Origin of the sequence: Klebsiella sp. HMSC16A12 (assembly GCF_001808265.1) — a bacterium.
In the GTDB taxonomy this organism is placed as follows: domain Bacteria; phylum Pseudomonadota; class Gammaproteobacteria; order Enterobacterales; family Enterobacteriaceae; genus Klebsiella; species Klebsiella pneumoniae.
Window position 1 is genome coordinate 32,468 of record NZ_KV792606.1, and the last position, 14,009, is coordinate 46,476.

Here is a 14,009-nt window from a genome sequence, read left to right on the forward strand (position 1 = left end):
CAATCGGAGATGCGTCAAAATTGGGGCCAGGAATGGAAAGGGCGCTATATTACTGGATGGCAGAACGTTCGTCACGTTCTCCTCACGCTTCATTTTTAGGCTTTCGTGCCCGTGGAATGGGTGACAAAAAATCAAAATAGCCCCAACTGTCCTGTCACTATTGTAGCAAAGTCATCGTTGACGAAGGGCAGGATCCCTTCCGCCACCGGCTGCAACTGCTTTGTTAAATAGTGATCGTAATCGAGCGGCGACTGCTGGTAATCCACCGGCTCCGGGCCACTGGTGGTCCAGACGTATTTGATGGTGCCGCGCTGCTGATACTGCTGCGTCCGCCCAAGCTTCAGGTTGTGTTCATCGGCAAGCCGGGCGGCGCGCACGTGCGGCGGTACGTTGCGCTGATACTCCGCCAGCGGCCGGCGCAGGCGTTTGCGATAAACCAGCTGTTCGTCGAGCTCGCCGTTCATCAGCCTGGCGATAGTCTCCCGCACATAATCCTGATACGGCTGGTTGCGGAAGATGCGCAGGTATAACTCCTGTTGAAACTGCTGGGCCAGCGGCGTCCAGTCGGTACGCACCGTTTCCAGCCCCTTAAACACCATGCGCTGGGCATCGCCCTCCTGAATCATCCCGGCATAGCGCTTCTTGCTGCCGGTATCGGCGCCGCGGATCGTCGGCATTAAAAAGCGGCAGAAGTGGGTTTCATACTCCAGCTCCAGGGCGCTGGTAAGCTGGCTTTTGCTAAGCTCCTGCGCCCACCAGGCGTTGACATCGCTGACCAGCTCGCGGCCGATCTCCGCCGCCTGGGCTTCGCTGTGCGGGCGCTTCAGCCAGACGAAGGTGGAGTCGGTATCGCCGTAGATAACGTCATAGCCTTTGGCTTCAATTAACGCTTTGGTCTGGCGCATGATCGCATGGCCGCGCATGGTGATCGACGAGGCGAGACGCGGGTCGAAGAAGCGGCAGGCGCTGGTCCCCAGCACGCCGTAAAAGGCGTTCATAATGATCTTCAGCGCCTGGGAGAGCGGCTTATTGTGCTGGCGTTTGGCTTCATCCCGGCCGTGCCAGATCTGGCTGACAATCCCCGGCAGGCAGTGCTTATCTCGCGAGAAGCGGGCGCCGAGGAAGCCCTCGATACTGTGCTGATCATCGGGTTGCGCCAGCCCTTCAACCAGGCCGACCGGATCGATTAAAAAGGTACGAATAATCGACGGATACAGGCTTTTATAGTCCAGCACCAGCACCGAGTCATACAGGCCGGGGCGGGAGTCCATCACGTAGCCGCCGGGGCTCGCCTGCGGCGGTACGTCGCCGAGATTCGGCGCCACGTAGCCCAGGCGGTGCATGCGCGGGAAATAGAGATGGCTGAAGGCGGCGACCGAGCCGCCGTGGCGGTCGGCGGGCAGACCGTTGACCGTCGCCCGTTCGAGCAAAAACGGCATGATCTCCGTTTTGTGGAAGATCCGCGTCACCAGCTCGCAATCCTGCAGGTTATAGATGGCCAGCGCCGGTTTGTCTTCATGAAACCGGCGATCGATCTCATCCATCCGATCCCATGGGTTGTCGATGGCTTTGCCTTCTCCCAGCAGCTCGCGGGCCACCGCCTCCAGCGAAAAGGAGGAGAAATTCCAGAACGCCGATTTTAGCGCGTCGATGCCGTCGATAATCAGCCGCCCGTTGGCCTGGGCGAAAAAGACGCCGTTCTTAAAGCCGTGCTCACGCCACTCCAGCTCGCTGTTGCCGCGGCCGAGCCGCAGCGGGATGCGATAGCGTTCGGCGTGCTTTTGCAGAACGCGCAGATCGAACTGCACTACGTTCCAGCCGATCAGCACGTCGGGGTCGTTTTCGGCAAACCAGGCGTTGAGCTTTTCCAGCAGCAGGGGACGGCTGGCGATGAAGACCAGCTCGAAGTTGACGTCTGGCGGCGTTTCCGGTTCGGGGCCCAGCATGTAGACCACCCGCTGGCCGCAGCCTTCCAGACCGATGCAGTACAGCTCGCCGTGGCGGCTGGTTTCGATATCCAGCGACACCCATTTCAGTGGCGGACGATAGTCAGGGTTCGGCTTCATGCGTGCGTTGACCAGCTGCGAGCCGCGCGTTTCGCCTTCCACCCACACCGGGGCGGTGATAAAGCGCTCCATCAGATAGCGCTCCGGCGGGCGGATATCGCCTTCGTAAACGGTGACGCCGCTGTCGCGGAGCATCTTCTCCAGACGCATCAACTGGCGATGGGCGCGGCAGTAGAGGCCAACAATTGGCTGACGGTGGAAATCTTTCAGGGCAAGCGGGGCGAAGCGGAGCCCTTTCTCCCCCTGCAGCAGCCGTTCAGCCTGCGCCCGCTGCGCTTCGGGAATAAAGGCGACGGACTCCTGCGGCGGGAGGGTTACCTGCAGCGGACCGTCGTCGGTGGCCAGCCAGAAGGAGAGCTCGGTGCCCTGCGGAGTGTCCCGCCAGTGACGGGTGAGTAAAAATCCTGCTCGTGGCTGGGTCACGGGTATTCTCGCCGATAAAAAACCAGGCCTGATTATAGCCTGGTTTCATGAGGGGCGCTGGGGTTTTATACAGGTGTTCGGCGCTAATGTTGCCCCGGATTGCGGCTTGTGCCTTATCCCGGTTACCAGATGGCGCAGAGCCCTGGCCCTGCTAAGCGCAGCGCGAGCAGGGTGATTATTGGCCGTAGTAGGCTTTGGCCCCGTGCTTACGCAGATAGTGCTTATCCAGCAGGGTCTGCTGCATAGCCGGCAGCTGCGGCGCCAGCTGGCGGCAGAAAATCCCCATATAGGCGATCTCTTCCAGCACGATGGCGTTATGCACCGCGTCTTCGGCGTTCTTGCCCCAGGCGAACGGACCGTGGGAATGGACCAGCACGCCGGGCATCTGCGCCGGGTCGATTCCCTGCTGGCGGAAGGTTTCGACAATCACGTTGCCGGTTTCCCACTCATAGTCGCCGTTGATCTCCGCATCGGTCATTAACCGGGTGCAGGGCACCGGGCCATAAAAGTAGTCGGCATGGGTAGTGCCGGTCGCGGGAATAGATTGCCCGGCCTGCGCCCAGATGGTGGCGTGGCGCGAATGGGTATGCACAATGCCGCCCAGCGTCGGGAAAGCCTGATACAGCAGGCGATGGGTCGGGGTATCCGACGAGGGCTTTTTATTACCCTCTACCACTTCGCCGCTCTCCAGACTGACCACCACCATATCGTCGGCGGTCATCACGCGGTAATCCACACCGGAGGGTTTGATCACGAACACCCCTTTCTCGCGGTCGACGGCGCTGACGTTGCCCCAGGTTAAGGTCACCAGATTATGCTTTGGCAGGGCCAGGTTAGCTTCCAGCACCTGGCGTTTAAGATCTTCTAACATAGTGTGCTCCGAATAGCAGGCGAGTCGGGTATCCCTCACCCCGACCCTCTCCCGGCGGGAGAGGGAGAAAGGCGGCATGGCGCCCGGTCGGTCCCCTCTCCCCAACGGGGAGAGGGGAAGGGTGAGGGGACGGCCTCTTAGCGTTTTGAACCGTAATACACTTCATTCCAGCGCAGCGCGTCCTTGAAGGACGGCAGACGGGTATCGTTGTCAATGACGGTCAGCTCGATATCATGCAGCTCGGCGAACTGGCGCATATCGTCGAGGTTCAGCGCATGGCTGAAGACGGTATGGTGCGCGCCGCCGGCGATGATCCAGGCTTCCGACGCGGTACGCAGATCCGGCTGCGCTTTCCACAGGGCGTTGGCCACCGGCAGCTTCGGCAGATCGTGCGGCGTTGGGACGGTTTCGATGGTATTGACCAGCAGACGGAAGCGGTCTCCCAGGTCGATCAGGCTGGCGACGATCGCCGGGCCGGTTTGAGTATTGAAGATCAGGCGCGCTGGATCCGCTTTGCCGCCGATGCCCAGCGGCTGAACGTCGAGGATCGGTTTCTCGGCGGTGGCGATCGTCGGGCACACTTCCAGCATGTGCGAGCCGAGCACCAGATCGTTACCATTGTCGAAGTGGTAGGTGTAATCCTCCATAAAGGAGGTGCCGCCCTGCAGACCAGTTGACATCACCTTCATGATGCGAAGCAGAGCGGCGGTTTTCCAGTCGCCCTCGCCGGCAAAGCCGTAGCCCTGCTGCATCAGGCGCTGTACGGCGAGACCCGGGAGCTGTTTCAGGCCGTGGAGATCTTCAAAGGTGGTGGTAAAGGCGTGGAAACCGCCCTGTTCGAGGAAGCGTTTCATCCCCAGCTCAATGCGCGCGGCGTCCAGCACGTTCTGGCGCTTCTCGCCGTGAACCTGCGCTGCCGGGGTCAGACGGTAGCTGCTCTCATATTCATCGACCAGGGCGCTGATATCGCCGTCGCTGATGCTGTTCACCACCTGCACCAGATCGCCGACCGCCCAGGTGTTCACCGAGAAGCCAAACTTAATCTGCGCGGCGACTTTATCGCCGTCGGTCACCGCCACTTCGCGCATGTTATCGCCGAAACGGCACACTTTCAGATGACGGGTATCCTGTTTGGAGACCGCCTGACGCATCCAGCCGCCGATACGCTGGTGGGCCTCTTTATCCTGCCAGTGGCCGGTGACCACGCTGTGCTGTTGGCGCATACGGGCGCCGATGAAGCCGAACTCGCGGCCGCCGTGCGCGGTCTGGTTCAGGTTCATAAAGTCCATATCAATGCTGTCCCACGGCAGCGCGGCGTTGTACTGAGTATGGAACTGCAGCAGCGGCTTATTGAGGATGGTCAGGCCGTTGATCCACATTTTTGCCGGCGAGAAGGTATGCAGCCAGACCACTAACCCGGCGCATTTGTCATCGTAGTTGGCGTCGCGGCAGATATGGGTGATCTCGTCCGGGGTGGTGCCCAGCGGCTTAAGGACCAGTTTGCACGGCAGTTTGGCTTCCGCATTCAGGCTGTTCACCACATGTTCGGCATGCTTCGTCACCTGGCGCAGGGCTTCCGGGCCGTACAGATGTTGGCTGCCAATAACGAACCATACTTCATAGTTATCAAAAATCGTCATTTTCGTATCCTTAATGGGTGAGCGCTGCCTGAGATTGCGGGGCTTTTTCCGCCTTTGCAGCCGAAGGGAGATAGTGTTGTTCCGCGCTGACCGACCACTGCTGGTAGCGCTGATAGAGTTGTTCGAAACGCTGTGCCTGCGCCGGACGCGGCTGCAGGGTAGTTTCCACCTGGCTTGCCATCCGCTGTTGGGCGGCAGGAATATCGTCATAGACGCCGGCGGCGACGGCGGCGAAGATAGCCGCCCCCAGCGCGCAGCACTGATCGGAGGCGACAATCTGCAGCGGACGGTTCAGCACGTCGCAGCAGGCCTGCATGATGACCTGGTTTTTCCGCGCGATACCGCCAAGCGCCATGACGTTGTTAACCGGGATCCCCTGCTCGGTGAAGCACTCCATAATGGCGCGAGCGCCGAAGGCGGTGGCGGCGATCAGACCGCCGAACAGCGCCGGCGCGTCGGTGGCCAGGTTAAGGTCGGTGATCACCCCTTTCAGGCGCTGGTTGGCATTCGGCGTGCGGCGGCCGTTGAACCAGTCGAGCACCACCGGCAGATGCTCCAGCGATGGATTGTTGGCCCAGGCTTCGGTGAGCGCCGGCAGTAACTGTTTTTGGCTGGCTTTGATTTGCTCGCGCAACGCCGGCTGCTGCTGAGCCAGCTGCTCCAGCGGCCAGCCGAGAATGCGGCCAAACCAGGCGTAAATATCGCCGAAGGCGGACTGGCCTGCCTCCATGCCGATAAAGTGTGGAACCACGCTGCCGTCGACCTGGCCGCAGATGCCTTTGACCGTGCGCTCGCCGACGCTCTCTTTATCGGCGATCAGAATGTCGCAGGTGGAGGTGCCGATGACTTTCACCAGCGCGTTAGGCTGCGCGCCGGCGCCAACGGCGCCCATGTGGCAGTCGAAGGCGCCGCCGGAGATGGCCACGGTCTGCGACAGACCCAGGCGCTGGGCCCACTCTGCGCTCAGCGTGCCGACCGGCACATCGGCCGTCCAGGTATCGGTGAACAGCGGCCAGGCCAGATGCTGGTTGATGATGGGATCAAGCTCATCGAAGAATCTGGCCGGCGGCAGACCGCCCCAGCTCTCATGCCACAGCGATTTATGTCCGGCGCTGCAGCGGCCGCGGCGCAGATCCTGCGGACGCGTAGTACCGGAGAGCAGGGCGGGCACCCAGTCGCAAAGCTCTACCCACGAGGCGGCTGCCTGGGCGACGGTGCTATCTTCGCGGGTGACGTGGAGGATTTTGGCCCAGAACCATTCGCTGGAGTAGATCCCGCCGATATAGCGCGAGTAATCCTCTTTGCCCGGCTGGTGGCACAGGCGGGTGATCGCCTCGGCTTCCTCGACCGCGGTGTGATCCTTCCACAGGACAAACATGGCGTTAGGGTTGTCAGCGAATTCTTCGCGCAGCGCCAGCACGTTGCCCTCGGCATCGACGGGAGCCGGAGTTGAGCCGGTGCTGTCGACGCCAATGCCCACGACGTCGGCGCGCTGTTCGGCGCTCAGCGAAGCGAGCACGCTTTTCAGCGCCGCTTCCATGGACTGGATGTAATCTCGCGGGTGATGGCGGAAGCGGTTGTTAGCGCCATCGCAATACTGTCCTTCCCGCCAGCGCGGATACCACTCCACGCTGGTCGCCAGCTCTGCGCCGGACGCGCATTCCACCGCCAGAGCGCGGACTGAGTCACTACCAAAGTCGAGGCCAATCGCAATTGCCATCTTGTTACTCCATGCAGAAATCATTCATGCAGCAACAGTAGATATCCCCGGCAAAATCCGTCAGGCCGGATTCGCTAATCTTATGGATTATTTTGCTGTTACCTTGCAAAGTGTGACGCCGTGCAAATATTCGATGTGGACTTTTCTGCCGTATTTATAGACACTTTTGTTACCCGGCATATCACGGTGGAATGCACGCTGCTGGCGCTTTTTTCGCTTGCTGTGCGGGTTTTTCGCCAAATTCCCACCGCCGTCGCAGTCGCGACAAGGCCGAGAGCGATAAAATGATGAATATGGACAATTGGTGCCACTGATACCTTCGGGGAGAACCACGCGTATGGCCGAAACGCAAAACGATCCGCTGCTGCCGGGCTACTCTTTTAACGCTCATCTGGTTACCGGCCTGACGCCGATTGAGGCGCAGGGATACCTGGATTTCTTTATCGACCGCCCGCTGGGTATGAAAGGCTATATTCTCAATCTGACGATTCGCGGCGAGGGGGTGATCAACAACCACGGCGAACAGTTTGTCTGCCGGCCGGGCGATATGCTGCTGTTCCCGCCCGGGGAAATTCATCACTATGGCCGCCATCCCGACGCCAGCGAGTGGTATCACCAGTGGGTCTACTTCCGCCCGCGCGCCTACTGGCACGAGTGGCTCAACTGGCCAACGATTTTTGCCCAGACTGGCTTTTTTCGTCCGGATGAACAGTGGCAGGCGCGCTTTGGCGAGCTGTTCGGCCAGATCGTTGATGCCGGGCAGGGGGCTGGGCGCTATTCCGAACTGCTGGCGATAAACCTGCTGGAACAGCTGCTGCTGCGGCGCATGGAGGCGATCAACGAATCGCTGCATCCGCCGCTGGACAACCGGGTGCGCGACGCCTGCCAGTACATCAGCGACCATCTGGCGGACAGCCATTTTGATATCGCCAGCGTCGCCCAGCACGTCTGCCTGTCGCCCTCGCGTCTGTCGCACCTGTTCCGCCAGCAGCTGGGGGTCAGCGTCCTCGGCTGGCGGGAGGATCAGCGCATCAGCCAGGCCAAACTGTTGCTCAGCACCACGCGGATGCCGATCGCCACCGTTGGGCGCAACGTCGGCTTCGAAGATCAGCTCTATTTTTCCCGCGTGTTTAAAAAATGCACCGGGGCCAGCCCGAGCGAATTCCGCGCGGGTTGTGAATAAAAAGTAAAGAAAGTGAAATGATGACCCGCTTAAATGTCACAGCCAGTAAACTATTAAGACAATTGATGGCTTGACGACGGCGCGATGGCTTCGGAGAATCCGGGCTTCGTTTTTTAACCGGGTACATTATGCAAGCATTGCTCGAACACTTTATTACCCAATCCACGGTCTACTCATTGTTAGCCGTGATGCTGGTGGCCTTTCTCGAGTCGCTGGCGCTGGTGGGGCTTATCTTACCCGGCACGGTGATGATGGCTGGCCTTGGGGCGCTCATCGGCGGCGGCGAAGTTAACTTCTGGCAGGCGTGGCTGGCGGGGATTGTCGGCTGCCTGCTGGGCGACTGGATCTCATTCTGGCTCGGCTGGCGCTTTAAGAAGCCGTTGCACCGCTGGTCGTTTATGAAGAAAAACCGCGCCCTGCTGGAGAAAACCGAGCATGCGCTGCATCAGCACAGCATGATCACCATTCTGATTGGCCGCTTTGTCGGACCGACGCGTCCGCTGGTGCCAATGGTCGCCGGGATGCTCGACCTGCCGGTGGCCAAGTTCGTGCTACCGAATATTATCGGCTGCCTGCTCTGGCCGCCGCTCTATTTCCTTCCGGGCATCCTCGCCGGGGCGGCGATTGATATTCCGGCTGATGAAAACAGCGCCAGCTTTAAATGGCTGCTATTGGGGGCGGCGCTGCTGGCCTGGCTGGCGGGATGGCTGTGCTGGCGGCTGTGGCGGAGCGCGAAAACCTCAGGCGATCGGCTGACCCGCTGGCTGCCGCGCGGCCGACTGCTGTGGCTGTCGCCGCTGATGGTCGCGCTGGCGGCTACAGCGTTAACATTTGTCTTCCGCCATCCGCTGATGCCGGTCTATCTGGCGATCCTGCACAAAGTCATCGCGCGCTGATCCCCATCAAATGCGAGGCGCTGCTGTGGCCGCTTAACAGCTCGGCGGTGGCGCCATCCCAGACAATGCGCCCTTCGGCGACCACCATCGAGCGCGGCGCGATGCGCGCGGCGTCCTCTACGCTGTGGGAGACCATCAGCAGGGTGAGCTGCTGCTGCTCGCAGACATCGGCGACCAGGGACAGCATCTCCTGGCGCAGCGCCGGATCGAGCGCCGAGAAGGGTTCATCCAGCAGCAGCACCGGCTGCTGGCGCACCAGACAGCGGGCCAGCGCCGCGCGCTGCCGCTGACCGCCGGAGAGCTCGCCGGGCAGACGTTCCAGCAGCGCATCAATTCCCATCTGTCCAGCTATCGCCGTGACCTGCGCCTGCTGCTCGCGGCTCAGTTTAAGGCCTGGGTGGATCCCGAGGCTGATATTTTGTCGAATGGTCAGATGGTTAAACAGGTTATTCTCCTGAAACAACATCGAGACCGGACGCTGCGCCGGCGGCGTCGCATTATGCGCCTCGCCGTTAATCAGCAGGCTGCCGCTGGCGGGCGGCAGAAACCCGGCGATTAGATTCAGCAGGGTGCTCTTTCCGGCGCCGCTGGGACCGAGCACCGCGATGCGCTCCCCGCGCGCGACGTCGAGGGTGAAGCGCATCGGCAGATGCTGGTATAGCCAGGTCACATCATTGAGTTTTAGCATCACGCCCCGGAAGTTTTTCAATCAGCGTAAACAACAAGAAACAGAGCAGCAGCAGGAGCAGGGCGGTGACGGCCCCGTCCTGGCTGCGGTAGGCGCCTATCTGCTGGTACAGATAGAAAGGCAGGGTGCGGAACGCCTCGTTGCCGAACAGCGCCACCACGCCGAAATCGCCAATCGACAGTACGCAGGCGAAGGCGAGCGCCTGGGCCAGCGGGCGCCGGAGAGCGCGAAGCTCGACCACCCGCAGCCGGGCAAAGCCTTCAATACCCAGCGACTGGCACAGCATGCTGTAGCGGGCGGCAATGTCGCGCATCGGGTTTTCCAGTACTTTCAGCGCATAGGGGATCGCCATCAGGGCATTAGTGAAGATGACGATGCCGTCGGCGGACTCCGGCAGGCCGATAGTGTTATTGAGCAGCAGGAAGAAGCCGGTCGCCAGCACAATTCCCGGCATCGCAAGGATCAGCATGCCGCTCAGCTCCATTGCCTGCCCGGCCAACGGCCGCTGGCGAGCGCGCAGCTCCCGGCTGCTCCATAACAGCATCATCGTCAGGGTCACGCTCAATAGCCCGGCGGCGATGGCGATGCGTAGAGAGGTGCTCAATGCCTGCCAGAGCGCTGGCTGCGCCAGCACGTCCAGCATATTACGGTTGATCCCGTCGACGATGACCGCCAGCAGCGGCGGGAGCAGCAGCAGCAGGGCGGCGCCGATCAGCAACCCGTCGCTCAGGCGGCTATGCAGGCGATCGTCAGGGTCGCGCCAGCCGCGCACATGGCTGACGCCGATGGCGACGGCTTTACTCAGACGCTGGCTAAGCAGCACCAGCCCAAGGCAGCAGAGCATCTGGATCAGCGCCAGCATTGCTGCTCGCGCCGGATCGTAATCAAAGCTCAGCGCCTGGTAGATAGCCAGCTCGATCGTGGTGGCTTTCGGGCCGCCGCCCAGCGAGAGCACGGTGGCGAAGCTGGCGAAGCAGAGCATAAAAATCAGCGCGGCGACGGCGGGAATGTGCCGGCGCAGCCACGGCCATTCGACGAGGCGGAAGAAGGCATAGCCGCGCATGCCAAGCTGGGCGGCAATTTGCCGCTGCTCGCCGGGAATGTTCTCCAGCGCCTGCAGCAGCAGGCGGGTCGCCATCGGCATATTGAAAAAGACGTGCGCCAGCAGGATGCCCTGCAGACCGTAGGGCGAGAACTCCCATTGCCAGCCGAGCGCGTTAAATAGTGAGGCCAGCCAGCCCTGGCGGCCATAGACGCTGAGGATACCGAACACCGCCACCAGCACCGGCAGGATCAAGGTCATCGCGCACAGGCGCAGCAGCAGCGTACGGCCCGGGAAGCGACGCCGGTAAAGCGCGCGGGCGAGAAAGATGGCTGGTCCCACCGAGATCAGCGCTGACAGCGACGCCTGCCAGAAGGAGAAGCGGACCACATGCCACAGGTAGCTATCGCTGAAGACCGATTGCCAGCCCGCGCCGGGGGCGCTAAACCACAGCGCCAGAAACGCCGCCAGCGCGACAGCGCACAGCAGCGTAGCGGCGAACAGGCCCGGCATCAGCCCGCGAAGGTTTAGCGGCTGACGGCGCGTTGCCATGCGCTAATCCAGGTTTGACGCTCGCTGGCGACCTGCTGCGGGGTCAAGGACAGGGTGGTCTGCGGCTTCACCAGGGTATCAAACCCGGCCGGCATGGTGACCTTGGTTACCGGATACATCCAGTTGCCGGTAGGGATGGCGTTCTGGAAGCCAGGAGATACCATAAATTTGAGGAATTTTTCCGCCAGTTCCGGCTGCTTGCTGGCGGCGGTACGCGCGGCAACTTCGACCTGCAGATAGTGGCCCTCGGCGAAGTTCGCCGCCGCATAGTTGTCTTTCTTCTCTTCAATCATGTGGTAGGCCGGCGAGGTGGTATAGCTCAACACCAGGTCGCTTTCCCCTTTCAGGAACAGGCCATAGGCTTCGCTCCAGCCTTTGGTGACGGTAACGGTTTTCGCGGCCAGCTTCTGCCAGGCCTCGGGCGCTTGATCGCCATAGACCTTTTGCATCCACAGCAGCAGGCCCAGTCCCGGGGTGCTGGTACGCGGATCTTCATAGATGACCCGCCATTTTTGCGGCCCCTCGACCAGCTCTTTCAGTCTCTTCGGTGGATTAGCCAGTTTGTTTTTGTCATAGACGAAGGCGAAATAGCCATAGTCGTAGGGAACAAAGGTGTCATTATCCCAGCCGCCCGGCACGCTGACCGCGCTGGCGGGGACGTTGCTTTTGGCAAACAGCTTACTCTGCGCCGCGGCTTCCAGCAGGTTGTTATCAAGGCCAAGCACGACGTCGGCCTTGCTGTTTTTGCCTTCCATGCGCAGGCGATTCAGTAGCGAAACGCCATCTTCCAGCGCGACGAACTTCAGCTCGCAGCCGCACTCCGCTTCAAAGGCTTTTTTGACCGCCGGGCCGGGGCCCCAGTCGGCAGAGAAGGAGTCATAGGTATAGACGGTAAGAACAGGCTTAGCCAAAGCGGGCATGGCGACAAGCGCCAGCAGCGGGAGTAATTTTTTCAACACTTTGCACCTCAGAAAAAAGGGGTGGCAAAGGATTTTGAGTGAGCCTCAAATCCCTTCGCCGGCGTTATCCGGATCAGGTTCGACGGGTATTTTCTCAGCCCATACGCTTCATCCTTCAAGCCGCATCTGCGTTAGCTTCGCGCGTTCACCCCAGTCACATAGTTATCTATGCTCCAGGGGATTCACCCGCTTGCTGCCTTGATGCAACTTGAATGATATTGCGTATGTTTATTAGCACCCCGTTGAGAACGGCCTTAGTGTAATGATTTTGTCAGATGACGGAAAGCGCTTACGGCTCCGGCGGCGCAAACCATGCGGATTTAAAATCGAACCAGCCGAGGGTATTCATCCTCACGCCGCGCATACTGCGCTGACCCTGAATCATCAGCCAGTGGTGGATCAGCGGCACGATATGTTGCCCGGCCAGCAGCCGCTGGCTCCAGGTGGCCGGATTAAACTCTCCTGCTCGCCAGCGGCAGGCGTCTGCCTGCCAGTCAATGGGAATGCAGCGCTGAATCAGCGGGACTTCGTACAGATAGGCGAAGAGCGAAAATTCGATCGGTAAGGTGAAGTTCACGCTGTTGAGCCAGATATCGCTGACCACCTCGCCGCGATGCCAGGCATCGTACTCCAGCTCCTGGATCTCCAGCTTTACCTGATGCGCCGCCAGCAGGTCGCGCATGATCCCGCCGATCACCCGATGTTCGACGTGATCGCGGTAGTAGGTAAGGGTGACTGTCTCCAACCCCGCCGGCTTCTCGCAGGCGTGGTTGCTGGCGTGATGCCAGCGCGGCAGCAGGCCGTAGGCGGGAAACCAGTTGCCCTGGTAGTGTTCGCCCGCATGGTAGAGCAGGTTGGCGGGCTGAAACAGATAACTTAGCCAGCGGCGCACCGCGTCGTTGGCCCCCAGCGGGCTTCGCGAGTCGAACAGCAGGTAATAGCAGCCCTCTTCCAGGCGACTCTCTACCGCTTTTTCGCTTTCGGTATTGCCCTGCAGCGTCAGGCCGCCGTTGGGCTCTTCGCTAATCTCCGGCAGCACCCAGACGTTCACCTCATCGATCAGCGCCCGGTAGCCAAAATAGTCCTCAAAGGCATGGATCTTGAGCTGATTCTGGTTGTTACGCACCACGGCATAGGGGCCGGTGCCGACCGGCATGGAGGAAAAGTGGTTCATGGTCTGCCACTCCTGAGGCAGCACCATCGCCGGCACCTGCCCCAGCAGCCAGGGCAGCCAGCGGTCGGGCTGGCGCAGATGAATATCCAGGGTCCAGGCGGTGGGCGATTCGATGCGTTCGATATGTGAATAGAGCGGCAGGGCATTGCTGCGCTGCAGAGAGGCGATCACATCGGCCATCTCCAGCTCACGGCCATGGTGAAAATGGATGCCGGGACGGAGGAAAAAGCGCCAGTGGGTGGGGGTCAGCTGCTGCCAGTGGTGGGCAATATCGGCTTCCAGTTCCCCATTTTCCTCATTTACCCGCGTCAGGGCGCTGAATATTTGCCGGGCAATATGCGTTTCCGAACGCCGCAGCGCGCTACCTGGCAGCAAATTCTTCATCGGACGATAGTAGAGCACGCGCAGGATGTGCCGCCCCTGGCGGAAGCTGCGGCCGAGATGCGAGACCAGCATCTGGCGGACGGCAGCCTTATCGCCGACCAATTGCACCAGCTGATCGATGCGATCCTGCTCAAGGAGATCTTCGGCACGTTGCTGCTGCAGGGCGAGGCCGGTATAGAGAAAGGTTAGCCGCGAACGCTTGCCGCGGCCTGCCTCCGCTTCCCAGGTCAGCCAGCCGCGGGACTCCATCATATTGAGCAGGGTGCGCATATGGCGGCGCGAGCAGCTCAGCATTTCCGCCAGCTCGTTAAGGGTGGTCTCCTGCGACTTGCCGTCGCAGCACTGCCATAGGCGAATGAACTGTTGTTGCAGACGGCCGGAAGACATAAAAGGGGAACTCCTGCGCAAAAC

At 60.8% G+C, this 14,009-nt stretch carries 10 protein-coding genes and 1 riboswitch; of the genes, 2 read left to right on the forward strand and 8 right to left on the reverse strand.

The features are described from left to right. Nucleotides 1-131: 131 nt before the first annotated feature. From polB to araB, 4 genes are all read right to left on the reverse strand, one after another. On the reverse strand, nt 132-2,489 hold the full coding sequence (polB, locus tag HMPREF3140_RS11520) for a DNA polymerase II (protein ID WP_070552990.1): 2,358 nt from the start codon (nt 2,487-2,489) through the stop codon (nt 132-134). A gap of 175 nt (nt 2,490-2,664) precedes the next feature. Beyond that, on the reverse strand, nt 2,665-3,360 hold the full coding sequence (araD, locus tag HMPREF3140_RS11525) for an L-ribulose-5-phosphate 4-epimerase (protein ID WP_002888353.1): 696 nt from the start codon (nt 3,358-3,360) through the stop codon (nt 2,665-2,667). Nucleotides 3,361-3,497: 137 nt separating this feature from the next. Continuing rightward, complete coding sequence (gene araA, locus HMPREF3140_RS11530; protein ID WP_004177424.1) at nt 3,498-5,000, reverse strand: L-arabinose isomerase; 1,503 nt, start codon at nt 4,998-5,000, stop codon at nt 3,498-3,500. A 10-nt stretch (nt 5,001-5,010) separates the two neighbouring features. Further along, nucleotides 5,011-6,720: a ribulokinase gene (gene araB / locus HMPREF3140_RS11535; RefSeq protein WP_032410815.1), complete on the reverse strand. Its 1,710-nt coding sequence runs from the start codon at nt 6,718-6,720 to the stop codon at nt 5,011-5,013. Nucleotides 6,721-7,057: 337 nt separating this feature from the next. Here araB and araC point away from each other — a divergent pair, with 337 nt between their 5' ends. After that, nucleotides 7,058-7,903, forward strand: coding sequence for an arabinose operon transcriptional regulator AraC (gene araC / locus HMPREF3140_RS11545; RefSeq protein WP_004145972.1), 846 nt, complete (start codon nt 7,058-7,060; stop codon nt 7,901-7,903). A 128-nt stretch (nt 7,904-8,031) separates the two neighbouring features. Further along, a complete protein-coding gene (locus HMPREF3140_RS11550) occupies nt 8,032-8,799 on the forward strand; it encodes a DedA family protein (protein WP_002888373.1) in 768 nt (255 codons plus the stop codon). Here the strand turns inward: HMPREF3140_RS11550 and thiQ are convergent. The 4 genes from thiQ to sgrR form a co-directional block, all read right to left on the reverse strand. Then, the gene (gene thiQ / locus HMPREF3140_RS11555) at nt 8,786-9,487 is read right to left on the reverse strand and encodes a thiamine ABC transporter ATP-binding protein ThiQ (protein ID WP_004145970.1); all 702 of its coding nucleotides are present in this window, start codon (nt 9,485-9,487) and stop codon (nt 8,786-8,788) included. The two genes, HMPREF3140_RS11550 and thiQ, sit on opposite strands and share 14 nt — an antisense overlap. Beyond that, a complete protein-coding gene (gene thiP, locus HMPREF3140_RS11560) occupies nt 9,471-11,081 on the reverse strand; it encodes a thiamine/thiamine pyrophosphate ABC transporter permease ThiP (RefSeq protein ID WP_002888430.1) in 1,611 nt (536 codons plus the stop codon). The genes thiQ and thiP overlap by 17 nt, the downstream gene beginning before the upstream one ends. Next, complete coding sequence (thiB, locus tag HMPREF3140_RS11565; RefSeq protein ID WP_070552991.1) at nt 11,057-12,040, reverse strand: thiamine ABC transporter substrate binding subunit; 984 nt, start codon at nt 12,038-12,040, stop codon at nt 11,057-11,059. Before thiB ends, thiP begins: the two co-directional genes overlap by 25 nt. A 32-nt stretch (nt 12,041-12,072) precedes the next feature. Further along, a riboswitch (TPP riboswitch) is annotated at nt 12,073-12,292 on the reverse strand. 37 nt (nt 12,293-12,329) lie between these two features. After that, entirely contained in the window at nt 12,330-13,985 is a 1,656-nt protein-coding gene (sgrR, locus tag HMPREF3140_RS11570; protein ID WP_004145968.1) for an HTH-type transcriptional regulator SgrR, read from the reverse strand. Nucleotides 13,986-14,009 lie beyond the last annotated feature (24 nt).

Excerpts from the sequence above, each read along its gene's own strand:
- araA (WP_004177424.1), bottom strand. The coding sequence starts at position 5,000 with ATGACGATTTTTGATAACTATGAAGTATGGTTCGTTATTGGCAGCCAA.
- araB (WP_032410815.1), bottom strand. The coding sequence starts at position 6,720 with ATGGCAATTGCGATTGGCCTCGACTTTGGTAGTGACTCAGTCCGCGCT.
- HMPREF3140_RS11550 (WP_002888373.1), top strand. The coding sequence starts at position 8,032 with ATGCAAGCATTGCTCGAACACTTTATTACCCAATCCACGGTCTACTCA.
- araC (WP_004145972.1), top strand. The coding sequence starts at position 7,058 with ATGGCCGAAACGCAAAACGATCCGCTGCTGCCGGGCTACTCTTTTAAC.
- araD (WP_002888353.1), bottom strand. The coding sequence starts at position 3,360 with ATGTTAGAAGATCTTAAACGCCAGGTGCTGGAAGCTAACCTGGCCCTG.
- thiQ (WP_004145970.1), bottom strand. The coding sequence starts at position 9,487 with ATGCTAAAACTCAATGATGTGACCTGGCTATACCAGCATCTGCCGATG.
- thiP (WP_002888430.1), bottom strand. The coding sequence starts at position 11,081 with ATGGCAACGCGCCGTCAGCCGCTAAACCTTCGCGGGCTGATGCCGGGC.
- sgrR (WP_004145968.1), bottom strand. The coding sequence starts at position 13,985 with ATGTCTTCCGGCCGTCTGCAACAACAGTTCATTCGCCTATGGCAGTGC.